The sequence below is a fragment of the Pseudideonella sakaiensis genome, from assembly GCF_048320135.1.
Classification (GTDB): Bacteria; Pseudomonadota; Gammaproteobacteria; order Burkholderiales; family Burkholderiaceae_C; genus Ideonella_A; species Ideonella_A sakaiensis_A.
The window spans coordinates 5,147,267-5,171,186 of record NZ_CP182947.1; the positions used below are offsets into that span (position 1 = coordinate 5,147,267).

Sequence of the window (23,920 nt, forward strand, 5' to 3'; positions counted from 1 at the left end):
GGCCTGGACCTGTTGGTGATGGGGATGGCGGTGCCGCGATGATGCCTGCTCGGCGGACCGGCCTTCAATGCAGTTTCACATGCGGCTCGGTACGCCGCACGATCAGCCGGGCCAGCGTGTCGAGCGACACCTTGATCCAGCCGTGCAGCGCCAGTTCGTGCATCTTGTACAGCGACTGGTACATCAGCCGCGCGAACAGGCCTTCGACCATCAGGCTGCCGCCGATCAGACCGCCCATCATGTTGCCGATCGTGCTGTATTCGCCGAGCGACACCAGCGAGCCGAAATCGCGGTAGCGGTAGTCGACGAGCGGCTTGCCGGCGAGGCGCCGCCTGATCTGCTTGACCATGTGCGAGGCCTGCTGGTGCGCAGCCTGGGCGCGCGGCGGCACGGTGGCGTCGGGTTTCTTCGCGCCGGCCGACTCCGGCCACGGGCAGGCGGCGCAATCACCGAACGCGAAGATGTTCTCATCGCGCGTCGTGCACAGCGTCTGCTCGACGACCAGCTGGTTGATGCGGTTGGTCTCGAGCCCGCCGATGTCCTTCAGCACCTCGGGCGCCTTGACACCAGCGGCCCAGACGATCAGCTCGGCCGGCAGCAGCCGGCCGTCGTCGAGCCTGACACCGCCGGCCACCACTTCCTCGACCTTCGCGCCGGTGTGCACCGCGACCCCGAGTTCCTCGAGCAGGCCCAACGTTGCCGTCGACAGTCGCTCCGGCAGCGCCGGCAACACGCGCGGCGCGGCCTCGATCACGCTGACCTGGATATCCTTGTCGGGATCGATGCGGTCGAGGCCGTAGGCGACGACGGTGCGCGTCGTGCGGTGCAGCTCGGCGGCCAGTTCGACGCCTGTCGCGCCGGCGCCGATGATCGCGACGTGCAACTGTTCGGGCCGCAGCGGCGTCGATTGCGCATGGGCGCGGATGCAGGCATTGACCAGCCGGGTGTGGAAACGCAGCGCATCGGCCGACGATTCGAGCCGCATCGCATGTTCGGCGACGCCGGGTGTGCCGAAATCGTTGGTCTGGCTGCCGATCGCGATGACCAGCGTGTCGTAGCCGAAGCTGCGCTGCTCGGTGACCTGCTCACCCTCGTCGTCGAAATACGGTGCAACCAGCACCTCGCGGCGCTCGCGGTCGATGCCGGTCATCTCGCCGACCCGGTAGCGGAAGTGGTGCCAGTGCGATTGCGCAAGGTAGTCGACCTCGTTGTCGCCGATGTCCATGCTGCCGGCCGCGATTTCATGCAGCTTCGGTTTCCACAGGTGGCTGCGCGTCTTCTCGATCAGTGTGACCTCGGCCTTGCCGCGGCGGCCGAGCGTGTCGCCAAGCCGCGTCGCCAGTTCGAGCCCGCCCGCGCCGCCGCCGACGATGACGATGCGGTGTGGGGTGGACGGGCTGTTCTGCGGGGATGCTGACATGGGGCGTTGCGAGTCGAGGAACGGGCATTTTCGCCGCAAGCCGCGCGGCGGCGATATATCAACTCGGCAGCTGCACCGTGCGCGGAAATGCATCGCCATTGGCATCGAACAGGTGACAGCATTCGGCCGGCAAGCGCAGCGCCAGCGCCGCACCTGGGCGGTCGCTCGCCGCACCGTCGACGCGCAACGTGACCAGTGGCGCGTCATCGCTGGCCGCAAGGTGCAGCAGCGAGCTGTCGCCGAGCCGCTCGATCTGCCGCAGCGTCAGCCGCAGCGCTGCTGCGTTGCCATCGCGATCGACGCCGAGGTGTTCCGGCCGGATGCCGAGCCAGACCGCATCGCCGGCGGCTGCGCGGCGCGCATCGACCGCGGCGACGACCTCGTTGCCGAACAAGTCGACGATTGCATGGTCGGCCTCGGCGCGCAGCAGCCGTCCCGGCAGGATATTCATCTTCGGGCTGCCGAAAAACTCGGCAACGAAGCGGTTGCGCGGCCGGTGATAAACGTCCATCGGCGTGCCGGCCTGCGCGACGCTGCCGTGTTCGGCGACCGCGCTGCCGGCGCGAAGCAGCACGATGCGGTCGGCCAGCGTCATTGCCTCGACCTGGTCGTGCGTCACATAGACCATGCTCGCGTTGCCGATGTCGGCGTGCAGCTTCGCGATCTCGAGCCGCGTCTGAACGCGAAGCGCGGCGTCGAGGTTCGACAGCGGCTCGTCGAACAGAAAGACCTGCGGCTGCTTGACGATCGCGCGGCCGATCGCGACGCGCTGGCGCTGCCCGCCCGACAAGGCCTTCGGCAGCCGGTCGAGCAACGGCGTCAGCTGCAGGATCTCGGCGGCATGGCGCACCTTGGCCTCGATCTCGGCCCGGTTCGCGCCGAACCGGCGCAGGCCGAACGCCATGTTCTCGGCCACCGTCATGTGCGGATACAGCGCATAACTCTGGAATACCATCGCGACACCGCGCTGCGCCGGTGGCAGGTCGTTGACGCGGCGGCCGGCGATCTCGATATCGCCGCTGCTGACCGATTCGAGTCCGGCGACCATCCGCAGCAGCGTCGACTTGCCGCAACCCGACGGCCCGACAAACACGCAGAACTCGCCGTCGGCGATCGACAGGCTGAGGTCGTTGATCGTCAGCGGCACGGACTTGCCGAAGCTTTTGCTGACCTGCTTGAACGTGACGCTGGACATGGTTCGTCAGCCTTTGATCGCACCAGCGGTCAGGCCGGAGATGATGCGGTTCTGGAAGGCCAGCACCAGCAGCAGCAATGGCAGCGTGACGATCACCGATGCGGCCATGATGCTGCCCCACGGCACCTCGTAGGCGGTTGCGCCGGTGATCAGCGAGATGCTGACTGGCACCGTCCGCTCGTGATCATCGGCGACGAAGGTCAGCGCAAACAGGAATTCATTCCACGCGCCGATGAAGGCGAGCAGGCCGGTCGACACCAGCGCCGGCGCCAGTAGCGGCAGAAAGACCTGGAAGACGATGCGCAGCGGCCCGCAGCCGTCGAGGATCGCCGCCTCTTCCAACTCGACCGGCAGCCCACGCATGAAGCTGGTCAGGATCCAGACCGTGAACGGCAGCGTGAAGACGGTATACGGCACGACCAGGCCGATCGCGCGGTTGTACAGGCCGAGCGAACGCATCAGCTCGAACATGCCCGACAACACTGCGACCTGCGGAAACATCGAGACCGCCAGAATCGTCAGCAGCAGCACCGCCTTGCCGCGAAAACGGATCCGGCCGAGCGCATAGGCCGCGGTCACCGCCAGCAGCATCGACAACGCGACGGTGACGGTCGCGACCAGCATCGAATTGAGCAGATGGCGGCCAAACGGCTGGCGGCCTTCGAACAGCTGGATGTAGTTGCGCAGGGTCGGTTGCTGCGGCCACAGATCGGTGCTGAACAAGGCATTGCCGGTTTTCAGCGAGGTCGCGATCGCATACAGCAGCGGATAAACCGCGATCACGACGACCAGCAGCGCGGCTGCATACAGCGCGATGCTGCCGAGCAAGGGGCGCCGCATCATGCCGGCCCCGCCGACAGCCGCAGCCGCGACGCGCGGATGAACAGCAGCACCGCGAACAGGATGATCAGCGTCAGCGAGGTCGACGCGGCCGAGCCGAAACCGACGTTGCCGTTGGCGATCATCTCGCGCCGCACGTACCCTGACATCGAGATCGTGCTGCTGCTGTTCGCGGTCAGCACATAAATGAGGTCGAAGATCCGCAAGGCGTCGAGCAGGCGGAAGATCACCGCGACCAGCAGCGGGAACTTGATCAGCGGCAGCGTCACTTTCCAGAATACGCGCAGCGGATGCACGCCGTCGACGCGGGCCGCCTCGTAGCAGTCCTTCGGCAGCGTCTGCAGCGCGGCAAGGATCAGCAGCGCGACGAACGGCGTCGTTTTCCAGACGTCGACCGCGATCACTGTCCAGAGCGCATAAGCCGGATCGGCGGTCCACGCGATCTTGCTCGCGATCAGTCCCCAGTCGACCAGCAGCTGGTTGATCACGCCGAACTGGTCGTGCAGCATCCAGCCCCACATCTTGGCCGAGACGATGGTCGGGATCGCCCACGGCACCAGCACCGCGGTGCGAACGATCGCACGGCCGCGGAATTCCTGGTTCAACAGCAGCGCGACGCCGAGACCGGCCAGCGTCTCGAGCAGCACCGAGACGACCGCGAACTGGAAGGTGTTGCGGATCGACGTGCCCCAGTCGCTGGCCCAGAAGCCGTCGGCGTAGTACGCATTGCCGAACAGGCCGAATTCACCGACATAGTTTTCGATGCCGATGAAGCTGCCGGCCGCGAGGTCGTTGATGCTGGTATCGGTGAAGCTGAACCAGACCGAACGCGCCAGCGGCCAGGCCGCAACGGCGGCCAATAAAACCAGCATCGGTGCGAGGAACAGCCACGCGGTTCGTGTCCGCGGGTTCATCGTTGCGACCGGCGGCGCATGCGGTTTACCAGCCGCGGCGCTTGATGCGGCGCAGCTTGCCTTCGAGCCGCTTCACCGCCTCGGCGCCGCTCCGCTTGCCCGACAACACATCGTGGCTGGCGTCCCAGAACGCCTGGCTGACCTGCGGGTATTTGAGCCCGGTGACGGTGGCCGGGCGCGCGACCGCATCGGTGAAGACCGGCAGCAATTCGGCCATGAAGGGATTGGCGGCAAGGATGTCGGCATCCTGGTACAGCGCCGGCAGCGTCGGGTTGTACGAACCTTCGACGGCGCGCTGCTTCTGTACCTCGGCGCTGGTCATGTGCATCGCGAGCGCCGCGGCGGCCTCGATGTGTTGCGAATAACGCGATACCGCGAGCTGCCAGCCGCCGAGCGTTGCCGCCGGCCGCCCGCCTTCGCCGACCGGCAATGGCGCGACGCCGATCCGGCCCTTGATCGGGCTGTCATCGGCCTGCGCCAGCGACCAGGCATACGGCCAGTTGCGCATGAAGGCCGCATTGCCGGTCTGCCAGATGCCGCGGGCATCCTCTTCCGCATGGTTCAGCACGCCGGGCGGCGAGATGCTGCCGAGCCAGCCGGCAGCGGTATCGAGTGCCTTCGCCGCGCGAGGGTTGTTGATCGTGATCCGGCCAGATTCATCAACGATGCGGCCGCCGCCGAAACTCGCAATCCATTCGAGCGCATTGCAGCTCAGGCCTTCATAGGCCTTGCCCTGGAAGACATAACCATGGAAATCCGGCGACCCGGCCGCACGTTCGCCGTCCTGGATCTGCTTCGCCGCCGCCGCCAGCGCATTCCATGTCTTCGGCACGGCAAGCCGGTATTTGTCGAGCAGGTCCTTGCGGTAGTAGAGCAGGCCGGCGTCGACGAACCACGGCATGCCGAGCAGCTTGCCGCCAATCGTATTGTTCGCGACGATCGCCGGGAAATGGCGCGCCTCGGCGCCGCCGCTGTACGGCTTCAGGTCGACCAGGTGGTCTTTCAGCACGCCGGGCCAGACGATGTCGATCATCACGACGTCGATGTCCGACGAGCGCGCGGCAAACTGCTGGCGCAGCAGCGCGAGGTTGTCGGTGCTGCTCGCTGGCGCCGACCAGATCCTGACCTCGTGGCCATTCGCCTTGCCCCAGCGTTCGGCAAAACCGGCACAGAATTTCAGATCGGCGGCATTGGAGCCGCACGAGATCGTCAGCGTTGCCGCCTGCGCCGCGCCGGCGATGCCGATCGCCGTGGCGAGGGCGGCGGTCAGGCGCGCGGCGATCGAGAAAGATGTTGTCTGCATGCCTGAATCTATACCGCCTTCGCGCCGTTTCAGCGGCCCGGCCTCGGTACGGCCTGAAATGCCGGCAAGTGCGGTTTACGATGCGCCAGCCCCGCTGCCTGCAGCGGCCGACCGATCACCACGTCGCAACCAGTCCCGCCATGAAGATCCTGTTCTCGCCTTTTTCGCCATTCGTGCGCAAATGCCTCGTCGTTGCGAGGGAGCACGGGCTCGACAACCGCATCGAACTGCTGGCGTCGAGCGCGCATCCGATCAACCGCGACCGCAACATCGTCGCCAGCAACCCGCTCGGCAAGGTGCCGACCTTTTTCACCGACGACGGCCAGGTGTTGTTCGACAGCCGGGTGATCTGCGAATACCTCGACGGCCTCGGCGGCGGCAAGCTGTTCCCGGCCGTCGGCAACGAGCGCTGGACCGCGCTGACGCTGCAGTCGCTCGGCGACGGCATGCTCGATGCGGCGATCCTGGCGCGTTACGAGGACCACGTGCGTCCAGAGGCGCTGCGCTGGGCCGACTGGAAGGCCGGCCAGCTCGACAAGATCGAGACCTCGCTGGCGGCCCTCGACGCCGACATCGCGTCGCTCGACGGCCGTGTCGACATCGGTGCGATCACCGTCGGCTGCGCGCTGTGGTACCTCGACTTGCGTTTTGCCGACCTCGGCTGGCGGGACCGTTTTCCCGAGGTCGCGGGCTGGTATGCGGACTTCGGGCAACGGCCGGCGATGAGCGCGAGCTGGGCGCTGGCTTGAAGAAAAAACCGCCCGCCGCTGCATTGCCCTTGGTGCAGCGGTGAGCGCCGGCCCGGCCGCACCCGCCGGGCCGGCGCCGGGCCTGGCCGAGCTGCTGCAGCAAAAGCCTTACATGCGGCTGTGGCTGGCCAGGCTCGCCGGCACCATCGCGATGCAGATGCTGATGGTCGCGATCGCCTGGCACATGTACGAGCTGACCGACAGCGCCTGGGACCTCGGTCTGGTCGGTCTGTACCAGTTCGCGCCGGCGCTGCTGCTGGCGCTGTGGGCCGGCCATGTCGTCGATCGCCATCATCGGGGCCGCATCCTCGCTGTCTGCCTGGCCGTCCAGGGGCTGGTCGCGCTGCTGCTGTTTGTCTCGACGTGGCTGCAGCCACCCGCCGACGCAGCGGACCGGGTGGGGCAGTTCAGGGCCTTGCTGTTGCTGATGTCCGTGGTGCTCGGTGCGGTGCGCGCCTTCCAGATGCCGGCCCAACAGGCGCTCAGCGTGATGCTGGTGCCGCCACGCCTGCTGCCGCGGGCGATGGCCTTCAGTTCGGCCGGCCTGCAGTCGGCAATCATCGGCGGCCCGGCATTGGCCGGGCTGCTGTTCGTTGCCGGCATCCACGTCGTCTATGCGGTCTGTCTGCTGCTGTTCCTGATCGCCAGCGGGCTGGTCAGCCGGCTCGGCTATCGGCATGTGCCGCCGGCCCGCGAACCGGTGACCCTGGCGACGCTGCTGGCCGGCATCGATTTCATCTGGCGGCGCAAGGTGGTGCTCGGTGCGGTGTCGCTGGACCTGTTCGCGGTGCTGCTCGGCGGCGCGGTGGCCCTGCTGCCGATTTATGCGAAGGACATCCTGCACACCGGAGCCTGGGGGCTCGGACTGCTGCGCAGCGCGCCGGCCGTCGGTGCGCTCGTCGTATCGATCGCGTTGACGCGGTGGCCGATCGAGCGCCGCGTCGGGCCGGTGCTGCTGACGTCGGTCGCCGCATTCGGGCTGTGCATGCTGGTATTCGGCCTGTCGCGCAGCTTTCTCCTCTCGATGGTGGTGCTGGCGATATCGGGTGGCGCCGACATGATCAACGTCGTGATACGGCAGACGCTGGTACAGCTCGAAACGCCCGACGTGATGCGTGGCCGGGTCAGTGCGGTCAATTCCATCTTCATCGGTGCGAGCAATCAGCTCGGCGAATTCGAATCCGGCGCGACCGCGGCGCTGATCGGGCCGGTCGCATCGGTCGTCGTCGGCGGCGTCGGCACGATGCTGGTGGCCCTCGGCTGGATCCGGCTGTTTCCGAGCCTGGCCAGGCGCGACCGCATCGAGTCGGATGGGCAGTCCGGTCGGAGCGGCTGATGCGCCGCGCGCGAAAGACGAGCACCATGCAGAGAATCAACGGGCATCGCCCGCAAGAAGGCTTCGAATGACTGCTGACCCGACTCCCGAACTGTTTCCCGGCTTCGAGCAGCGCATCGTCGACGTCGGTGATGGCATCGACATTGCCGCGACGATCGGCGGATCCGGCCCGCCGCTGTTGCTGCTGCACGGCCATCCGCAGACGCGGGTGATCTGGCACAAGGTCGTGCCACGGCTGGCAGAACGGTTCACAGTGGTCGCCGCCGACCTGCGCGGTTATGGCGATTCATCAAAACCTCCAGGTGACGGCGATCACGGCAATTATTCGAAGCGCGTGATGGCGCTCGACCAGCTGGCGCTGATGCGCATGCTCGGCTTCGAGCAATTCGACGTGCTCGCCCACGACCGCGGCGGACGCGTCGCGCACCGCCTCGCGGTCGATCATCCGCAGGCGGTCGGCCGCTTGATCCTGCTCGACCTCGCGCCGACGCTGGCAATGTACGAGCAGACCAGCGAAACCTTCGCGCGCAGCTACTGGCACTGGTTTTTCCTGATCCAGCCGGCGCCGCTGCCGGAGCGGCTGATCGAGGCCGACCCCGCGGCCTATGTGCGCGACGTGCTCGGCCGCCGCAGCGCCGGGCTGGCGCCGTTCGATCCGCGGGCGCTGGCCGAATACCAGCGCTGCCTGGCGTTGCCCGGCGCCGCGCATGCGATGTGCGAGGACTACCGCGCCGCTGCCACCATCGATCTCGAGCATGAGCGGGCCGACCGCGAGGCCGGGCGAAAGCTGACGATGCCGACCCGGGTGTTGTGGGGCGAGGAGGGCGTCGTGCACCGCTGCTTCCGGCCGCTCGACGAATGGCGGCGGGTCGGGATTCAGGTCGACGGGCAGGCCTTGCCGTGCGGCCATTACATCGCCGAAGAGGCGCCCGACCTGCTGCTCGACCACGTGTTCGGCTTTCTGCAGCATCCGCCGGCCTGAGCGGCCAGGCCGTGGCCAATCGCGCCAGCACCGCCGAAGCGCGCCGCCTGCTGGGCGGCCGCGGGCTGCGTGCATTTGCCGACGGTTATGTCGCGATTCTGCTGCCGGCCTACCTGATCGAACTCGGTTACGGCGGCTTCGACGTCGGCCTGCTGAGCACCGCAACGCTGCTCGGTTCGGCGCTGGCGACGCTGGCAATCGGCGCGGTCGGCCACCGCTGGCCGTCGCGCCGGCTGCTGCTGGCGGCGGCGCTGCTGATGGCGGCAACCGGCCTCGGCTTTGCCGGCCTGTCGTCCTTCTGGCCGCTGCTGCTGGTGGCTTTTGTCGGCACGATCAATCCGAGTTCCGGCGATGTCAGCGTTTTTCTGCCGCTCGAACATGCGCGGATCGCCGATTCGACCGGCGGCGATGCCCGCACCGTGCTGTTTGCCCGTTATTCGCTGACCGGTGCGTTGTGCGCCGCGGTCGGCGCGCTGGCCGCCGGCATCCCGACCTGGCTGGCGCTGCACCAGACCGTCGACCGGCTGGCCGGCATCCGCGCGATGTTTCTGCTGTATGCGCTGATCGGCCTGCTGGTCTGGTGGTTGTATCGGCGGCTGCCGGTCGACGACGGCCGGGTCGCGTCGCGACCGGCGCCGCTCGGGCCGTCGCGCGGCATCGTGTTGAAGCTGGCCGCGCTGTTCAGCGTCGACGCGTTTGCCGGCGGCCTGGTCGTCAATTCGCTGCTCAGCCTGTGGCTGTTCGAGCGCTTCGGGCTGAGCCTGGTGCAGGCTGGCGCGTTCTTTTTCTGGGCCGGGCTGCTGGCCGCAGGTTCGCAACTCGCCGCGCCGGTCGTCGCGCGGCGCATCGGCCTGCTCAATACGATGGTGTTCACGCACATTCCGGCCAACCTGTGTCTGATCGCCGCGGCGCTGGTCGCCGACCTGTGGCTCGCGCTCGGCCTGCTGTTCGTCCGCGCTGCGTTGTCGCAGATGGACGTGCCGACCCGCAGCGCCTTCGTGATGGCCGTCGTGACGCCGGCCGAACGCGCGGCCGCCGCCAGTTTCACCGCGGTGCCGCGCAGCCTGGCCTCTGCGGCGAGCCCGACGCTGGCCGGCGCGCTGATGGCCGCCGGCCTGCTCGGTGCGCCGCTGATCGCCTGCGGTGTGCTGAAGATCGGCTACGACCTGGCGTTGCTGGCGGCATTTCGAAACGTGCGGCCTGCGGCACAGGATTGACCACCGCTGGAGCAGAATCGCCGCACTCCCCATTTGCGCGCAGGAACAACCGATGGCCGATCCCCGCCCCAGCATCACCGACAAACGGCGCAGCTTCCGCCAGTTGCACGAGTCCGGCTGCTTCGCGATCCCGAACCCGTGGGACATCGGCAGCGCGCGTTATCTGCAAAGCCTGGGCTACAAGGCGCTGGCGACGACCAGTTCGGGCTTCGCGTGGTCGAAGGGATACAACGACAACGCGGTGCCGCGCGATACCGTGCTGGCGCATCTGAACGAGCTTGTCGAGGCCAGCGACCTGCCGATCAATGCCGATTTCGAGAGCGGTTTTGCCAGCGGCCTCGGTGGCCTGGCCGACAACGTGAGGCTGGCCGTCGAGACCGGCATCGCCGGCCTGTCGATCGAGGATTCGACCGGCGACCGCGCGAATCCGTTGCTGCCGATCGACGCCGCGGTCGACCGCATCCGCGCCGCCCGCCATGCGATCGACAAGGCCGGCGGCGACGTGATGCTGGTCGGCCGTGCCGAATGTTTTCTGGTCGGGCGCACCGACCTCGACGAAACGATTGCGCGGCTGACGGCCTATTCGATGGCCGGCGCCGATTGCCTGTATGCGCCGGGCATCCGCAGCCGCGAGCAGATCGCCGCGCTGGTCGCGGCTGTCGCGCCGAAGCCACTGAACCTGCTGATCGGCCACGCCAGCCCGCTGACGATGGCCGAGGTCGCCGAACTCGGCGTGCGCCGCGTCAGCGTCGGCGGTGCGCTGGCCCGGGCTGCCTGGGGCGGCATGATGCGTGCGGCGCGCATGCTCGCCGACGAAGGGCGCTTCGATGCCTTTGCCGATGCCGCATCGGGCGTCGAACTCGACGATTTTTTCCGTGACGACCGGCGCCGCCGGCAACTGGGCTGAGCGGGATCAGCGCAGCTTTGCCGGCCCCTTGCCGCGCAATACCTGCGCCATTTCGGCCGCCTGCCAGATGCTGATCACGTGCTGTTCGGCATACGGGCGCGCGTTCTCGGTCAGTTCGCCGAGGCAGATGTAGACGGCGGCCGAGACGTCCTTCGCTTCGCGCACCGCCTGCAACGCGCGCAAGGCCTCGAGGCCGATGCGGGCCGATTTCCAGCGGCGTGCACAGACGAGCATGCGTGCGCCGTTGCGCTCGAGTTCGAAGTCGTAGGCGGTGTTGCTGCTGCGTGTCAGTTGATATCCGTCGCGGGCGAAGGTCTGTTCGAGCAGCGCGGAAAATTCCGGCCACGGCATCGCCGACAGGCGTTCGCGGGTGCGCTGCTGCTCCTCGGCGCTCGGCAGGCCGCGTTGCCGGTTCGCCGCGATGATGCCGACGACCATGAACGGCAGCGCCGCCGATATTCCGCCGACGATCTTGTAGGCATCGGGCAACAGGGCTGCGGCAATCAGCGACAGCACCGCTGCAATCAGGAAACTGATCCACCATGGCGACCGCAGCAGGATCGCGAACAGCGAATTCTTGGCCATCTTCAGCTTCAAGCGGGCTTCTCCTCAACGGTCGGTGGTGCGATCCGGGAGTCTACGTGTTGCCCGCGGCGTGCCCGCCGTCGCGGCGGAGCCGACCTGCGCGTGGCTCAGCCCGGCTTCAGGTCGAACAGGCTGGTCGCCTGCAGTTCCAGCACCTCGCGGTCGTTCTGGTTGAACAGCTGCCAGCGCCATTCGAGGATGCCGAGATCGGGCTTGCTCGCCGAACGCCTTGCCTCGGTGACCGTGGCGACGAGGCGCAACCGGTCGCCGGGGCGCACCGGGTGCGGCCAGCGGATCCGTTCGATGCCGGGCGACGCAAACGATTCCGAGCCGTGCAGCGCGGCGTCGGTTGCCAGCCGCATCGCGATCGCGCAGGTATGCCAGCCGCTGGCGATCAAACCGTTGAAGCGGCCTTTGCTCGCCGCCTGCGGATCGGTGTGGAACCACTGCGGGTCGTAGGCCTTCGCGAAGCGAATGATCTCGGCCTCGTCGACGGGGTAGGGGCCGGCCTCGATGGTCTGGCCGGCATGGAATTCGGCAAATTTCATTGCCGACTCAGCGCGGGATCCAGTTTGCCGGCCGCTTGCCGAGGAAGGCGGCAAATCCTTCACGCGCCTCGTCGCTGCCGCGCACCCGGCTGATCGTCTGCGCGGTCAGCTCGCGCACCTCGTCGGTGATAGGGCCGACCTCGAGTTGCGCAAACAGCTGCTTGATCTCGCGCTGCGCCTGCGGCCCGCCGATCAGCAGATCGGTGACGACGGCATCGATTGCGGCATCGAGCCCGTCGAGTGGCACGACCTGCTGCACCAGGCCGATCGCCATCGCTTCGGGCGCAGCGATGCGGCTGGTCGTCAGCGCGAGACGCTGCGCCTGCCGCCGGCCGACCGCATTGGTGACGTAGGGGCCGATCACCGCCGGCAGGATGCCGAATTTCGCCTCGCTGACAGAGAAGCTCGCGTTGTCGACGGCAATTGCAATGTCGCAGGCACAGGCCAGGCCGACACCGCCGCCGAGCGCCGCGCCCTGGATACGGGCCACAGTCGGTTTCGGCGAACTGGCAATGCGGTGCAGCATGCCGGCAAATTTGCGGGCGTCCTGCAGATTCCATTCGCGGCTCGCGGTGCTCGCGCGCTGCATCCACTGCAAGTCGGCGCCGGCGCTGAAATGTTTTCCTTCGCCGGCGAGCACGATCACGCGCACCTCGTCATCGCCGGCCAGCTGTTCGAATGCCGCGTCGATTTCGCCGATCATCGCCTCGTCGAAGGCGTTGAAGACGTCCGGGCGAGACATCGTGACCTGGGCGACGCCGGCCGCCCGCTTGGTGATATGGAGTGTGTTCATCTTTGTAGGAGGGGCTTCAGCCCCGATCTGGTCGCATGCCAGCAGCCCGAATCGGGGCTGAAGCCCCTCCCACAGAGCTGACCGGGTTGGTGAGCATCTGAGGGTGGGTCAATAAGTCTCGAGATGCAGTCGCCCGTTCTTCTTCAGCGATTCGGCAATGCCTTCCCAGTTCAGCCCGGCTTGCACCGCCACATCGCGCAGCGCGAGCACGACGCCTTCTTCCATGCTTTTCAGCCCGCAGACGTAGAAATAGCTGTCCGGGTCGGCAAGCATCTTCGCGACATCGGCGGCGCGCTCGCGCATCACGTCCTGCACATAACGCTTGGTCTTGCCGGCCTCGCGCGAGAACGCGAAATTGATGTCGATGAAATCCTTCGGCAGGCTTTTCAGCGGGCCGAAATAGGGCAGTTCTTCCTTGGTTCGGGCGCCGAAGAACAGCATCAGCTTGCCGCCCTCGAACTTGCCCGACGCGCGCAGCCGGCGCCGCCATTCGGTCATCGCACGCATCGGCGCCGAGCCGGTGCCGGTGCAGATCATCACGATGTTCGATCGCGGATGGTTCGGCATCAGGAAGCTGGTGCCGAACGGGCCGATCACCTGCACCTTGTCGCCGACCTTCAGGTCGCACATGTAGTTGCTGCCGACGCCGCGCACCGGATTGCCGTCGTGGTCCTCGAGCACCCGCTTGATCGTCAGCGAGACATTGTTGTAGCCGGGCCGCTCGCCGTTGCGAGGGCTGGCGATCGAATATTGCCGCGCATGGTGCGGCCGGCCGGCGGCGTCGGTGCCCGGCGGAATGATGCCGATCGACTGGCCTTCGAGGATCGGGAACGGCCGCGAGCCGAAATCGAGCACGATGTGGTGGGTGTCGTATTCCTTGCCGACCTCGGTGACGCGGACATTGCCGGTCACGGTCGCCTCGATCGTCTTCTCCGCCGCCTTCGGCCCATAAAGATTGGTGAACGGATGCGCGGCCGACCACGGCGGAATCGTCGCGCCGAAGCGGGCGCTGACGAAGCTCGTTTCCCCTTCGGCCACCGCGGCCAGCGCAGAAGGCGCCGGCGCTTCGACGGCAGGCGCCGCCTCCGCGGTTGTCGCTCCGGCCGCAGCCAGCTCCTCGGCTCCCAGTTCCGGCGGCAGTTCCTCCCAGGTGAACTGCTCCTCGACACTGTAGGCCTTGACTTTCGGCACCTGTCGCCAGTTGTCGATCGAGCCGGTCGGGCACGGCGAGATGCAGTCCATGCACAGGTTGCACTTGTCGACATCGACGACATAGTTGTCGTCGTTGTGCGTGATTGCATCGACCGGGCAGGTCGCCTCGCAGGTATTGCAGCGGATGCAGATCTCGGGGTCGATCAGATGCTGCTTGATGATGACGACGTCTGACGCGTCCATGGTTTGTCTCCTGTTTGGCCCGGCAAGCACAGGGGAGCGCCGGCCGCTGCGGGATCGGATTCAGCTCAGATCGGCGTGCATGCTTCGAGCCCGAATCGCGGCTGAAGCCGCTCCCACAAAATACCCGCGCCACCGCGGACTATCAAGCGGCCACCGCGGATCCGGCTTCGCCGGTCCGCCGGTGCCGTCCGAGCTCTGCGAGGGCGTGGAATGCGCCGAAGGCGCTCCGGGTGGGTCAATTGAATCGGACGTATTCGAAATCCACCGGCTGCCGATTGATGCCCATCACCGGCGGCGCGATCCAGTTGGCGAACTTGCCCGGCTCGACGACGCGGCCCATCAAACTGGCGACATAGGCGCGGTCTTCGCTGCTCGGCAGCCACTTGTCGACGTTGGCATCCCATTCGGCATCGCTGACGACGCGGCCGTCCGGCGATACCTTGGCGCCCGACAGCGAGCCGATGTTGCGGTGGAAGGCCTTGTGCGGCACGCTCAGCTTGAACGGGATGCCGGCCTTGTCGATCACCTTGTTCCAGCGATTGACGCCGGCGACCGAGTCCTTGATGTAGTCGTCGCGCAGCACCTCGTTCAGCGCATTGAGCATCGGCACATCCTTCTCGACCAGCTTGCCGTCCTGCACCTCGAGCACCTTGTAGGTCTGGCCCTTCAGCACATGGTCGTCGTCGCGCTTGCCTTCCTCGAAGCGGCCCTTCAGGCCCGAGCTGTAGAAGATCGCGGCATTGCTCGACTCGTCGGCGCCGAACAGGTCGACGGTGACGCTGAAGTGGAAATTGATGTAACGCTGGATCGTCGGCAGGTCGATCACGCCGGCGGCGCGCAGCTTGCCGACATCGTCGGTCTTCAGCTCGTTCATTGCGGCGACGGTGCGGCTGATGATGCGGCTGATGCCCGACTCGCCGACGAACATGTGGTGCGCTTCCTCGGTCAGCATGAACTTGGTCGTGCGGGCCAGCGGATCGAAGGCGCTTTCGGCGAGCGCGCAGAGCTGGAACTTGCCGTCGCGGTCGGTGAAATAGGTGAACATGAAGAAGCTGAGCCAGTCCGGCGTCTTCTCGTTGAACGCGCCGAGGATGCGCGGGTTGTTCTCGTCGCCGCTGCGTCGCTCGAGCAGCGCCTCGGCTTCCTCGCGGCCGTCGCGGCCGAAATGCTTGTGCAGCAGGTAGACCATCGCCCACAGGTGGCGGCCTTCCTCGACGTTGATCTGGAACAGGTTGCGCAGGTCGTACATGCTCGGCGCGGTCAGGCCGAGGTGGCGCTGCTGCTCGACCGATGCCGGCTCGGTATCGCCCTGCGTGACGATGATGCGGCGCAGGTTGGCGCGGTGCTCGCCGGGAACGTCGGTCCAGGCCTTCTCGCCCTTGTGGTCGCCGAAGTGGATCTCGCGGTTGGCGTCCCCGGGGTTCAGGAAGATGCCCCAGCGGTAATCGGGCATCTTGACGTGGCCGAACTGCGCCCAGCCCTGCGGATCGACACTGACCGCGGTGCGCAGATAGACGTCGAAATTGTTCGAGCCGTCCGGCCCCATGTCGCCCCACCAGTTGAGGAAGTTGGGTTGCCATTGTTCGAGCGCGCGCTGCAGTGTGCGGTCGCTGCCGAGGTCGACGTTGTTCGGGATCTTTTCGCTGTAGTTGATGGTGCTCATGGGTGTTCCTGCTGCGGTTCAGTTGCTCAATCGGGGGTGATCAGACGCGGTTCCAGTCGAAGCCGGCTTTTTCGCCGGACCCATAGACCTTCAGCGCACCTTTTTCGCCAACCGCATTCGGCCGCTGGAAGATCCAGTTCTGCCATGCGGTGAGCCGGCCGAAGACCCGGGTGAACATGTTTTCCGGGCCGTTGAAGCGCAGATTCGCTTCCATGCCGGTCAAGGCGTCGGGCGACATCGCGACCCGTTCCTCGATCGCAATGCGCACCTCGTCGTCCCAGTCGATGTCGTCCGGGTTCGCGGTGACGAGGCCAAGACCGAATGCGGCATCGGCATCGAGCTTGTCGCCGATGACGGCACGCACCGCATCGATCTCGCTGCTGTTGCCGTAGAAGCGGCGCTCGAGCCGCGTCTGGCCGGTGATCATCGGATAAAGCTCGAAATTGGCTTCCGACACCGCGATCTTCGGCGCCTTCGCCTCGTCGTCGGGCAGTGCCAGGTGGTAGCTGCGGTCGCAGGCCAGCGCCAGCTCGAGGAAGGATCCGGCAAAACACGAGCCCGGTTCGATCAGTGCAAACAGGCTGCGCGACGAAACGTCCAGGCGGCTGAAGGTGCGGCGCAGCAGACCGGTGGTTTCACGCACCAGCCAGTGGCTCTTGTTGGCCAGCAGGACCTTGTCCATTGCCAGCACCGCATCGGCTTCTCCTTCGGTCTTGATCAGCCAGGTGCCGATGTCGAGCTCGTTGGTGCGCATCTCGAGGATCGCATCTTCCAGTTCACGCGCCAGCACCAGCGGGTACCAGGCAACGCCTGCGGCCTCTATGCCGGCGACGTCGGTCGGCTGATCGGCGCCAGGGCCCTTCACGGTCCAGGTCGCGGTGCGCTTGTTGCGGTCGATCTCGACTGTCACGTTCGAATAACGCAGTGCGTCAGCCTCGATTGTTCGTTGCAGCGGCGTCAGCACGACGCCTTTTGCATCGGCCGGGCGGTCGCTCTGCTCGGCCAGTTGCAGCGCGCGCTCCTGCACCTTCTTTGCGAATTCGGCCGGCTTGGCGATATCGTCGACCAGTTTCCAGTCCTTCGCCTTCTTGCCGCGCACACCTTCGACGCTGGTGCAGAACAGGTCGGCGAGGTCGTGGCGGACCTTGCGCTTGTCGGTGACACGGGTCAGGCCGCCGGTGCCCGGCAGCACGCCGAGCAGCGGCACTTCGGGCAGGCTGACCGCGCTCGAGCGGTCGTCGACGAGGATGATCTCGTCGCAGGCCAGCGCGACTTCGTAGCCGCCGCCGGCGCAAGCGCCGTTCACCGCGGCGAGGAATTTGAGCCCGGAATGCTTCGACGAATCCTCCAGGCCGTTGCGGGTCTCGTTGGTGAACTTGCAGAAATTGACCTTCCAGGCATGGCTGGAGACGCCGAGCATGAAGATGTTGGCGCCCGAGCAGAACACCTTGTCCTTGGCGCTCGTCAGCACCACGGTGCGCACTTCAGGATGCTCGAAGCGGATGCGGTTGATGGCATCGTTCAACTCGACATCGACGCCGAGGTCATAACTGTTGAGCTTGAGCTTGTAGCCCGGACGCAGCCCGGCGTTTTCGTCGAAGTCGGCCGCCAGCGTGGCCACCGGGCCTTCGAACTTCAGCTTCCAGTGGCGGTAGTTGTCGGGATGGGTCTGGTAGTCGACGCGTGCGGGCTGGTTCATGGTGTCTCCTTGCGGGCAGGTGCTCTGGGATGGCATGCATGCATCATATTGCCGATAAATGCCTCCGTCAAGCAGTTTAGTGCATTATTCTGCGTGTTCTGTCTGATCCATCTGCAATGCGTTGCGCACCATCTCGCGCAGGGCCAGAAACGTTGGCTGCAGCGGTTGGCGACTGGTATCGAGCTGGAATTCGGCCTTCGAATAGAACGCGGCGCGGCCGGCGAGGATGGTTTTCAGGTCGTCCATCGCCTCCTTGTTGCCGGCCATCGGCCGCATGTCGCCTTGCGCGGCGACCCGCGCCATGTGGTCCTCCGGCAATGCGCGAAGCCAGACCGTCGTGCAATGGCCGAGCAGCAGGTTGAAGCTGGCCGGGTCGGAGACGAGGCCGCCGGGGGTTGCGATGATCGCTTCGGGATAGATCTGGATCGCTTCCTCGATCGCCCGCCGCTCGTAGCGGCGGTAGGCGTTCTGGCCGTACAGCCCCTGGATCTCGCTGATCGTGCAGCCGGCAAATTTCTCGATCTCGCGGCTCAGCTCGACAAACGGGAAACCGAGGTCTTCGGCCAGCATGCTGCCGAGCGTCGTCTTGCCGGCGCCGCGCAGGCCGATCAGCGCAACCCGTGATCCGCGCCGCGACCTGGCCGACGCCTTGGCGCTGCCCGAGCCGAGCAGCTCGCCGATCGCCTCGCGCGCCCGGCGCAGCGTCGCCTCATCGCGGTTCTCGAGCATCTCGCGGATCATCAGCCACTCCGGCGACTGCGTCGTCGGGTCGCCGAGCAATTCGGCAAGCGAGCATTTCAGCGCGACCGCAACCTGCAGCAGCACCAGCACCGAGGCATTGCCGACGCCGTATTCGAGGTTGGCAAGGTGCCGTTCCGAGACATCGGTGGCCAGCGCCAGCGCCTTGCGCGACATGCCGCGGCGCGCGCGGATATCGCGGACGCGCTGACCGAGCGCGACCAGAAACGGGTGCTTGCCGCCGGAATCTTCGGCCTCGGAGGCTGCGGCGCTAGGTGTTAACTCGGATACAGGCAATATAGTGCTTGACATGGTAGGCCCACGAACTTAGAGTTCGAACAAGCACGATACTGCATGTTGGCTGGGGCGACAAGACCAAACCCGCCCCACCCGATGTCTACCGAGGTTGGAAATGATGATGAGCCAGACCGATACCGTCACCCCCGAATCGTTCAAGGCGCAACTCGCGCAGCTGACAGCTCAAATGGCCGGCCGGCCGCTTGATGATGAACTGGGCAGCTGGCTGAACCGCGAATGGGGCCCGGACAGCGAAACCTATGCCGAACTGAAGGCCAGCTGCATCGCCGGCGCCGAGGCCGGCTGGTTGTGCAACCGCGAAGGCGGCGGCATCCGTTATGGCCGGATCTTCAAGCCGACGCCTGAGTTGCACGGTTTTTCGGTCGACGTCGTCGACATGAAGGATGTCGTCGGCCCGCACCACATGCACCCGAACGGCGAAATCGACCTCGTGATGCCGCTCGAAGGTGATGCACGATTCAATGGCCAGCCTGCTGGCTGGCTGGTCTGCCCGCCCGGCAGCGCCCACCATCCGACGGTTTCCGACGGCCGTGCGCTGGTGCTTTATCTGCTGCCCGAAGGGCGGATCGAATTCACCCGATGAGCGAGCCGGCCGGCGCCCGGCGCGCGGCAGCCGCCCGCGCCGCCGTCCGGTAAACAACATCACAGGAGACAGCCATGGACAAGCCCGCCGTCGCGGCCCCCGCAGCCCGCTTCAATTTCGCCCAGCATCTGCTCGACGCCAACCGCACGCGCGGGTCCAAAACCGCCTTCGTCGACGACCACGGCAGTCTGGGTTATGCCGAACTCGAGCAGCGGGTGCGCCGTGTCGCCGCGGCGTTGCGCAAGCAGGGCCTGCGCCGCGAGGAGCGGGTGCTGCTGCTGATGCACGACTGCAACGACTGGCCAGCAAGTTTTCTGGGCGCGATGTATGCAGGGCTGGTGCCGGTGGCCGTCAATACGCTGCTGACCGCCGACGACTATGCCTACATGCTCGAGCATTCGCGCGCCCAGGCGGCGTTGGTTTCCGGCGCATTGCTGCCGGCGTTGACGGCGGCGATGACGCGTTCCGACCACGAACTGCAGAAGGTGATCGTCTCGCATCCGATCGCACCGCTGCATCCGGCCGAAGTCGAATTCGAGGCTTTCATCGACGGCGTCGCGCCGGCCACGAAGCCGGCTGCGACCAATGCCGACGACCCCGGCTTCTGGTTGTATTCGTCGGGTTCGACCGGCCGGCCGAAGGGCACCGTCCATTCGCACGCCAACCCGTACTGGACCGCCGAGCTGTACGGCAAGCGGGTGCTCGCCCTGACCGAAAACGATGTCTGCTTTTCCGCGGCGAAGCTGTTTTTTGCCTATGGCCTCGGCAATGCGCTGACCTTTCCGATGAGCGTCGGCGCGACCACCGTGCTGATGGCCGAGCGGCCGACGCCGGACGCCGTCTTCAAGCGCTGGATCGAGCGCCAGACCACCGTTTTTTATGGTGCGCCGACCGGTTATGCCGGCATGCTGGCGTCGCCGGCGCTGCCGTCGCGCGACCAGGTCGCCTTGCGGATGGCGTCGTCGGCCGGCGAGGCGCTGCCGGCCGAGATCGGCGAGCGTTTCAAGGCGCAGTTCGGCGTCGACATCGTCGACGGCATCGGCTCGACCGAGATGCTGCACATCTTTCTGTCGAACCGCCCGGGCGACGTGCGCTACGGCACGACCGGCTGGCCGGTGCCGGGATACGAGATAGAACTGCGCGGCGAGGACGGTGGGCCGGTGCCCGACGGCGAACCGGGCGATCTCTATATCCAGGGCCCGTCGGCAGCGATGATGTACTGGGGCAACCGCGCGAAGACCCGCGAGACCTTCCAGGGCGGCTGGACCAAGAGCGGCGACAAATACCTGCGCAATGCCGACGGCACCTACACCTATTGCGGTCGCAGCGACGACATGCTGAAGGTCAGCGGCATCTATGTGTCGCCATTCGAGGTCGAGGCGACGCTGGTGCAGCATCCGGCGGTGCTCGAGGCCGCGGTGATCGGAAAGGAAGATGCCGAGGGGCTGACCAAGACCAAGGCTTTCGTCGTGCTGAAGCAAGGCGAGCAGGTCAGCGAGGACGAGCTGAAGGCGTTCGTGAAAGAGCGGCTGGCTCCGTACAAATACCCACGCTTCATCGAGTTCGTCGCCGACCTTCCGAAGACCGCCACCGGTAAGATCCAGCGCTTCAAATTGCGTGAGATCGAATCCAAGCAATGACGTCGCAATTCGCCGAAATCGACTGGGCAGGCCGCCGCGTGCGGATCGAGCACCAGTGGATCGGCCGGGAGCGCCGCGACCAGCCGCTGCTCGTCTTCCTGCACGAGGGGCTTGGTTCGATCTCGATGTGGCGCGATTTTCCGGCCCGCTTGTGCGCCGCCGCCGGCTGCCGCGGCCTCGTCTATTCGCGGCCCGGCTACGGCCGCTCGACGCCGCGCGCGGCCGAGGAGGCCTGGGGTCTCGATTTCATGCACCGCCAGGCGCACGAGGTGCTGCCGGCGCTGCTCGAGGCGCTCGACATCGATGCGGATGCCCAACCGCCGTGGCTGTTCGGTCACAGCGACGGCGGCTCGATCGCGCTGCTGCATGCGGCGCGGTTCCCGCAGCGGGTGGCGGGGCTGATCGTGCTGGCGCCGCACATCCTCGTCGAGGAGCTTTCGGTCGCGAGCATCGCAAAAGCGCGCACCGCCTACCTGGAAACCGATCTGCGCGATCGCCTCGCGCGCCATCACGACGATCCCGATTCGGCATTCTGGGGCTGGAACGACATCTGGCTGCACCCGCCGTTCCGAGACTGGTCGATCGAAGCCGAGCTGGACTCGATCCGCTGCCCGCTGCTGGCGATCCAGGGGCTGGACGACGAATACGGTACGCTGGAGCAGATCCGCGGCATCGCGCGGCGCGTTGAGCAGACCCGCTTGCTCGAATTGCCCGACTGCGGGCACTCGCCGCACCGCGACCAGCCGGAAGCGGTGATCGCCGCGGCGTCACAATTGATTCATCAACACAACGGAGACAAACGATGAAATTTCCCCGCCTGACCACCCTCGTAGCTGCCACGCTGCTGGCGACCGCCGCGGCGACGCCGGCGCTGGCACAGTCTTCCGGCAAGCTGAAGGTCGGCCTGATGCTGCCGGCCACCGGCACCTTTGCCGCACTCGGCACCGCGATCGAGAACGGCTTCAAGCTGTACGTTGCCGAGCAGGGCGGCAAGCTCGGCGGCCGCGAGATCGAGTTCTACAACGTCGACGACGAATCCGATCCGTCGAAGGCGACCGACAACATGAACAAGCTGATCAAGCGCGACAACGTCGATGTTGTCGTCGGCACGGTTCACTCGGGTGTCGCGATGGCTATGGCCAAGGTCGCGAAGGACACCGGCACGATGCTGATCGTGCCGAACGCCGGCGCCAATGCGGTGACCGGCCCGATGTGCGGCAAGAACATCTACCGCAGCTCGTTCACGAACTCGCAGCCGGGTTATGCGATGGGCGAGGCACTGGCGAAGAAGGGCGTCAAGCGCGTCGTCACGATCACCTGGAAATATGCGGCCGGCGACGAATCGGTCGGTGGCTTCAAGGAAGCCTTCGAGAAGGGTGGCGGCAAGGTCGTCGAGGAGCTGGCGGTGCCATTCCCGAGCGTCGAGTTTCAGGCGCTGCTGACGCAGATCGCGTCGATCAAGCCTGACGCCGTCTATACCTTCTTTGCCGGCGGCGGTGCAGTCAAGTTCGTCAAGGACTATGCGGCAGCCGGTCTGAAGAACAGCATTCCGCTGTATGGCGCCGGCTTCCTGACCGACGGCACGCTCGACGCGCAGGGCGATGCAGCGCAGGGCCTGCAGACGACACTTCACTATGCCGACAGCCTGAATACGCCGAAGGACAACGCGTTCCGGCTGGCCTATGCGAAGTCCTACAAGCAGCAGCCCGACGTCTATGCGGTGCAGGGCTACGACGCGGCGCAGATTCTTGGCGTCGGCCTGGCTGCGGCAAAGGGCGACATCAAGAACCAGGATGCATTTGCCGACGCGGTGCGCAAGGCGACGATCGACAGCCCGCGCGGCCCGTTCAAGATGTCGAAGTCGCACAACCCGATCCAGGACTTCTACCTGCGTGAAGTGAAGGGCAAGGAAAACGTCGTCGTCGGCATCGCCTCGAAGGGCCTGGTCGACCCGGGCCGCGGCTGCCGCATGTAACGCGCTTTCCTGCTGCGCGGTCCGAGTCCGGGCCGTGTGCGCAGCAAGGGGCGGAGGTCGGTGGGTGTTCGTGGGAGGGGCTTCAGCCCCGATTGGATGGTGTGGCAGCAGCCCGAGCGGGGCTGAAGCCCCTCCCACAAAGTCGGCCTCGACCTGAGTTTCGTTTAAGTTTTCGGCGCCTGCTTTGCAGCGCGCCCTGAGGGCTGCTGTGCCCGACACCCATCCGGTGAACACCATGGACCTCGCCTCATTTCTGATCCAGTGCCTGAACTCGTTGCAGTACGGGTTGCTGCTGTTCCTGGTTGCGTCCGGGCTGACGTTGATCTTCGGGATCATGGGGGTGATCAACCTCGCGCATGGCAGCTTCTACATGATCGGCGCCTACATGGCGTTTGCGCTGGCGCCGATCGTCGGCAGCACGTTTGGCGGCGGGTTTTTCTCGACGCTGGCGGTCGGCGTCGTGCTGGCGGTGCTGCTCGGTTATGTGCTCGAGTGGGTGTTCTACAGCTACCTGTATGAACGGGAACACCTGCAGCAGGTGCTGATGACCTATGGCCTGATTCTCGTCTTCGAGGAGTTGCGCAGCCTGCTGGTCGGTGACGACGTGCACGGCGTGCAGGCGCCGGAGATCCTCGCCGGCACGATTCCGCTCGGCGATCTGATGACCTATCCCGTCTACCGCCTGTTCATCTCCGGCGTTTGCCTGCTGCTGGCGCTGGGCATGTACCTGGTCTTCACGCGCACCCGGCTCGGCATGATGATCCGCGCCGGCAGCACCAATCGCGAGATGGTCCAGTCGCTCGGTGTCGACATCAAGTTTCTCTACCGCGTGGTGTTCGCCGCCGGGGTTGCGATCGCGGTCTTCGCCGGCATGGTCGCCGCGCCGGTGTCGTCGGTTTATCCGGGCATGGGCAATTCGGTGCTGATCATCTGCTTCGTCGTCGTCGTGATCGGCGGCATCGGGTCGATCAAGGGGGCGCTGGTCGCCGCGTTGCTGATCGGCGCGGTCGACACCTTCGGCAAGGTGCTGCTGCCGCAGGCTGCCGGCGTGCTGGTCTACGTGATGATGGCGTTGATCCTGCTGTGGAAGCCGGACGGTCTGTTCAAGGCGGGATGATCG

Annotated in this window: 22 protein-coding genes; 10 read left to right on the forward strand and 12 right to left on the reverse strand. The window is 66.2% G+C overall.

Annotated elements, in window-relative coordinates:
* Positions 1-64 precede the first annotated feature (64 nt).
* Genes ACNH6H_RS23595 through ACNH6H_RS23615 form a run of 5 tightly spaced genes read right to left on the reverse strand, consistent with a single transcriptional unit; the run spans position 65 to position 5,672 of the window.
* Positions 65-1,420 (reverse strand): NAD(P)/FAD-dependent oxidoreductase, encoded by a 1,356-nt coding sequence (locus tag ACNH6H_RS23595; protein WP_418320715.1) that lies wholly within the window; start codon positions 1,418-1,420, stop codon positions 65-67.
* 58 nt (positions 1,421-1,478) lie between these two features.
* Positions 1,479-2,615, reverse strand: a complete 1,137-nt coding sequence (locus ACNH6H_RS23600) for an ABC transporter ATP-binding protein (protein ID WP_418320716.1) — start codon at positions 2,613-2,615, stop codon at positions 1,479-1,481.
* Positions 2,616-2,621: 6 nt separating this feature from the next.
* Positions 2,622-3,458 carry a carbohydrate ABC transporter permease gene (locus ACNH6H_RS23605; protein WP_418320717.1) on the reverse strand — a complete coding sequence of 279 codons (837 nt, stop codon included), beginning with the start codon at positions 3,456-3,458 and terminating at the stop codon, positions 2,622-2,624.
* Positions 3,455-4,369 (reverse strand): carbohydrate ABC transporter permease, encoded by a 915-nt coding sequence (locus ACNH6H_RS23610; protein WP_418320718.1) that lies wholly within the window; start codon positions 4,367-4,369, stop codon positions 3,455-3,457. The genes ACNH6H_RS23605 and ACNH6H_RS23610 overlap by 4 nt, the downstream gene beginning before the upstream one ends.
* A gap of 25 nt (positions 4,370-4,394) precedes the next feature.
* On the reverse strand, positions 4,395-5,672 hold the full coding sequence (locus ACNH6H_RS23615; RefSeq protein ID WP_418320719.1) for an ABC transporter substrate-binding protein: 1,278 nt from the start codon (positions 5,670-5,672) through the stop codon (positions 4,395-4,397).
* Positions 5,673-5,812: 140 nt separating this feature from the next.
* Between ACNH6H_RS23615 and ACNH6H_RS23620 the strand changes: the two genes are divergently transcribed.
* The 5 genes from ACNH6H_RS23620 to ACNH6H_RS23640 all read left to right on the forward strand — a co-directional run bounded on the left by ACNH6H_RS23620 (position 5,813) and on the right by ACNH6H_RS23640 (position 10,863).
* Complete coding sequence (locus ACNH6H_RS23620) at positions 5,813-6,421, forward strand: glutathione S-transferase (protein ID WP_418320720.1); 609 nt, start codon at positions 5,813-5,815, stop codon at positions 6,419-6,421.
* Between the two features lie 112 nt (positions 6,422-6,533).
* Positions 6,534-7,757: an MFS transporter gene (locus ACNH6H_RS23625; RefSeq protein ID WP_418321471.1), complete on the forward strand. Its 1,224-nt coding sequence runs from the start codon at positions 6,534-6,536 to the stop codon at positions 7,755-7,757.
* 67 nt (positions 7,758-7,824) lie between these two features.
* Positions 7,825-8,739, forward strand: coding sequence for an alpha/beta fold hydrolase (locus ACNH6H_RS23630; RefSeq protein WP_418320721.1), 915 nt, complete (start codon positions 7,825-7,827; stop codon positions 8,737-8,739).
* Entirely contained in the window at positions 8,736-9,956 is a 1,221-nt protein-coding gene (locus ACNH6H_RS23635; protein ID WP_418321472.1) for an MFS transporter, read from the forward strand. Before ACNH6H_RS23630 ends, ACNH6H_RS23635 begins: the two co-directional genes overlap by 4 nt.
* Before the next feature lie 52 nt (positions 9,957-10,008).
* Positions 10,009-10,863 (forward strand): isocitrate lyase/PEP mutase family protein, encoded by an 855-nt coding sequence (locus ACNH6H_RS23640; RefSeq protein WP_418320722.1) that lies wholly within the window; start codon positions 10,009-10,011, stop codon positions 10,861-10,863.
* Positions 10,864-10,869: 6 nt separating this feature from the next.
* Here ACNH6H_RS23640 and ACNH6H_RS23645 read toward each other — a convergent pair whose 3' ends face one another.
* The 7 genes from ACNH6H_RS23645 to ACNH6H_RS23675 all read right to left on the reverse strand — a co-directional run bounded on the left by ACNH6H_RS23645 (position 10,870) and on the right by ACNH6H_RS23675 (position 18,596).
* The gene (locus tag ACNH6H_RS23645) at positions 10,870-11,460 is read right to left on the reverse strand and encodes a restriction endonuclease (protein ID WP_418320723.1); all 591 of its coding nucleotides are present in this window, start codon (positions 11,458-11,460) and stop codon (positions 10,870-10,872) included.
* 95 nt (positions 11,461-11,555) lie between these two features.
* Positions 11,556-11,996, reverse strand: a complete 441-nt coding sequence (locus ACNH6H_RS23650; RefSeq protein WP_418320724.1) for a MaoC family dehydratase — start codon at positions 11,994-11,996, stop codon at positions 11,556-11,558.
* A gap of 7 nt (positions 11,997-12,003) precedes the next feature.
* Positions 12,004-12,789: an enoyl-CoA hydratase-related protein gene (locus tag ACNH6H_RS23655; protein WP_418320725.1), complete on the reverse strand. Its 786-nt coding sequence runs from the start codon at positions 12,787-12,789 to the stop codon at positions 12,004-12,006.
* 108 nt (positions 12,790-12,897) lie between these two features.
* Positions 12,898-14,184, reverse strand: a complete 1,287-nt coding sequence (gene boxA, locus ACNH6H_RS23660) for a benzoyl-CoA 2,3-epoxidase subunit BoxA (protein ID WP_418320726.1) — start codon at positions 14,182-14,184, stop codon at positions 12,898-12,900.
* A gap of 235 nt (positions 14,185-14,419) precedes the next feature.
* Positions 14,420-15,847: a benzoyl-CoA 2,3-epoxidase subunit BoxB gene (boxB, locus tag ACNH6H_RS23665; protein WP_418320727.1), complete on the reverse strand. Its 1,428-nt coding sequence runs from the start codon at positions 15,845-15,847 to the stop codon at positions 14,420-14,422.
* A 40-nt stretch (positions 15,848-15,887) separates the two neighbouring features.
* Positions 15,888-17,546 carry a 2,3-epoxybenzoyl-CoA dihydrolase gene (gene boxC, locus ACNH6H_RS23670; RefSeq protein WP_418320728.1) on the reverse strand — a complete coding sequence of 553 codons (1,659 nt, stop codon included), beginning with the start codon at positions 17,544-17,546 and terminating at the stop codon, positions 15,888-15,890.
* Between the two features lie 84 nt (positions 17,547-17,630).
* Positions 17,631-18,596, reverse strand: a complete 966-nt coding sequence (locus ACNH6H_RS23675; RefSeq protein WP_418320729.1) for a helix-turn-helix transcriptional regulator — start codon at positions 18,594-18,596, stop codon at positions 17,631-17,633.
* 106 nt (positions 18,597-18,702) lie between these two features.
* Between ACNH6H_RS23675 and ACNH6H_RS23680 the strand changes: the two genes are divergently transcribed.
* The 5 genes from ACNH6H_RS23680 (at position 18,703) to ACNH6H_RS23700 (ending at position 23,917) form a co-directional block, all read left to right on the forward strand.
* Entirely contained in the window at positions 18,703-19,185 is a 483-nt protein-coding gene (locus ACNH6H_RS23680) for a DUF4863 family protein (protein WP_418320730.1), read from the forward strand.
* A 74-nt stretch (positions 19,186-19,259) separates the two neighbouring features.
* Positions 19,260-20,825, forward strand: a complete 1,566-nt coding sequence (locus ACNH6H_RS23685) for a benzoate-CoA ligase family protein (RefSeq protein ID WP_418320731.1) — start codon at positions 19,260-19,262, stop codon at positions 20,823-20,825.
* Entirely contained in the window at positions 20,822-21,631 is an 810-nt protein-coding gene (locus ACNH6H_RS23690) for an alpha/beta fold hydrolase (protein ID WP_418320732.1), read from the forward strand. Before ACNH6H_RS23685 ends, ACNH6H_RS23690 begins: the two co-directional genes overlap by 4 nt.
* Entirely contained in the window at positions 21,628-22,800 is a 1,173-nt protein-coding gene (locus ACNH6H_RS23695) for an ABC transporter substrate-binding protein (RefSeq protein ID WP_418320733.1), read from the forward strand. The genes ACNH6H_RS23690 and ACNH6H_RS23695 overlap by 4 nt, the downstream gene beginning before the upstream one ends.
* A gap of 235 nt (positions 22,801-23,035) precedes the next feature.
* On the forward strand, positions 23,036-23,917 hold the full coding sequence (locus tag ACNH6H_RS23700) for a branched-chain amino acid ABC transporter permease (protein ID WP_418320734.1): 882 nt from the start codon (positions 23,036-23,038) through the stop codon (positions 23,915-23,917).
* Positions 23,918-23,920: the final 3 nt, after the last annotated feature.

Excerpts from the sequence above, each read along its gene's own strand:
- ACNH6H_RS23695 (WP_418320733.1), top strand. The coding sequence starts at position 21,628 with ATGAAATTTCCCCGCCTGACCACCCTCGTAGCTGCCACGCTGCTGGCG.
- ACNH6H_RS23630 (WP_418320721.1), top strand. The coding sequence starts at position 7,825 with ATGACTGCTGACCCGACTCCCGAACTGTTTCCCGGCTTCGAGCAGCGC.
- boxC (WP_418320728.1), bottom strand. The coding sequence starts at position 17,546 with ATGAACCAGCCCGCACGCGTCGACTACCAGACCCATCCCGACAACTAC.
- ACNH6H_RS23595 (WP_418320715.1), bottom strand. The coding sequence starts at position 1,420 with ATGTCAGCATCCCCGCAGAACAGCCCGTCCACCCCACACCGCATCGTC.
- ACNH6H_RS23600 (WP_418320716.1), bottom strand. The coding sequence starts at position 2,615 with ATGTCCAGCGTCACGTTCAAGCAGGTCAGCAAAAGCTTCGGCAAGTCC.
- boxB (WP_418320727.1), bottom strand. The coding sequence starts at position 15,847 with ATGAGCACCATCAACTACAGCGAAAAGATCCCGAACAACGTCGACCTC.
- ACNH6H_RS23605 (WP_418320717.1), bottom strand. The coding sequence starts at position 3,458 with ATGATGCGGCGCCCCTTGCTCGGCAGCATCGCGCTGTATGCAGCCGCG.
- ACNH6H_RS23675 (WP_418320729.1), bottom strand. The coding sequence starts at position 18,596 with ATGTCAAGCACTATATTGCCTGTATCCGAGTTAACACCTAGCGCCGCA.
- ACNH6H_RS23610 (WP_418320718.1), bottom strand. The coding sequence starts at position 4,369 with ATGAACCCGCGGACACGAACCGCGTGGCTGTTCCTCGCACCGATGCTG.
- boxA (WP_418320726.1), bottom strand. The coding sequence starts at position 14,184 with ATGGACGCGTCAGACGTCGTCATCATCAAGCAGCATCTGATCGACCCC.
- ACNH6H_RS23690 (WP_418320732.1), top strand. The coding sequence starts at position 20,822 with ATGACGTCGCAATTCGCCGAAATCGACTGGGCAGGCCGCCGCGTGCGG.
- ACNH6H_RS23700 (WP_418320734.1), top strand. The coding sequence starts at position 23,036 with ATGGACCTCGCCTCATTTCTGATCCAGTGCCTGAACTCGTTGCAGTAC.
- ACNH6H_RS23680 (WP_418320730.1), top strand. The coding sequence starts at position 18,703 with ATGAGCCAGACCGATACCGTCACCCCCGAATCGTTCAAGGCGCAACTC.
- ACNH6H_RS23625 (WP_418321471.1), top strand. The coding sequence starts at position 6,534 with ATGCGGCTGTGGCTGGCCAGGCTCGCCGGCACCATCGCGATGCAGATG.
- ACNH6H_RS23640 (WP_418320722.1), top strand. The coding sequence starts at position 10,009 with ATGGCCGATCCCCGCCCCAGCATCACCGACAAACGGCGCAGCTTCCGC.
- ACNH6H_RS23620 (WP_418320720.1), top strand. The coding sequence starts at position 5,813 with ATGAAGATCCTGTTCTCGCCTTTTTCGCCATTCGTGCGCAAATGCCTC.
- ACNH6H_RS23685 (WP_418320731.1), top strand. The coding sequence starts at position 19,260 with ATGGACAAGCCCGCCGTCGCGGCCCCCGCAGCCCGCTTCAATTTCGCC.
- ACNH6H_RS23615 (WP_418320719.1), bottom strand. The coding sequence starts at position 5,672 with ATGCAGACAACATCTTTCTCGATCGCCGCGCGCCTGACCGCCGCCCTC.
- ACNH6H_RS23650 (WP_418320724.1), bottom strand. The coding sequence starts at position 11,996 with ATGAAATTTGCCGAATTCCATGCCGGCCAGACCATCGAGGCCGGCCCC.
- ACNH6H_RS23655 (WP_418320725.1), bottom strand. The coding sequence starts at position 12,789 with ATGAACACACTCCATATCACCAAGCGGGCGGCCGGCGTCGCCCAGGTC.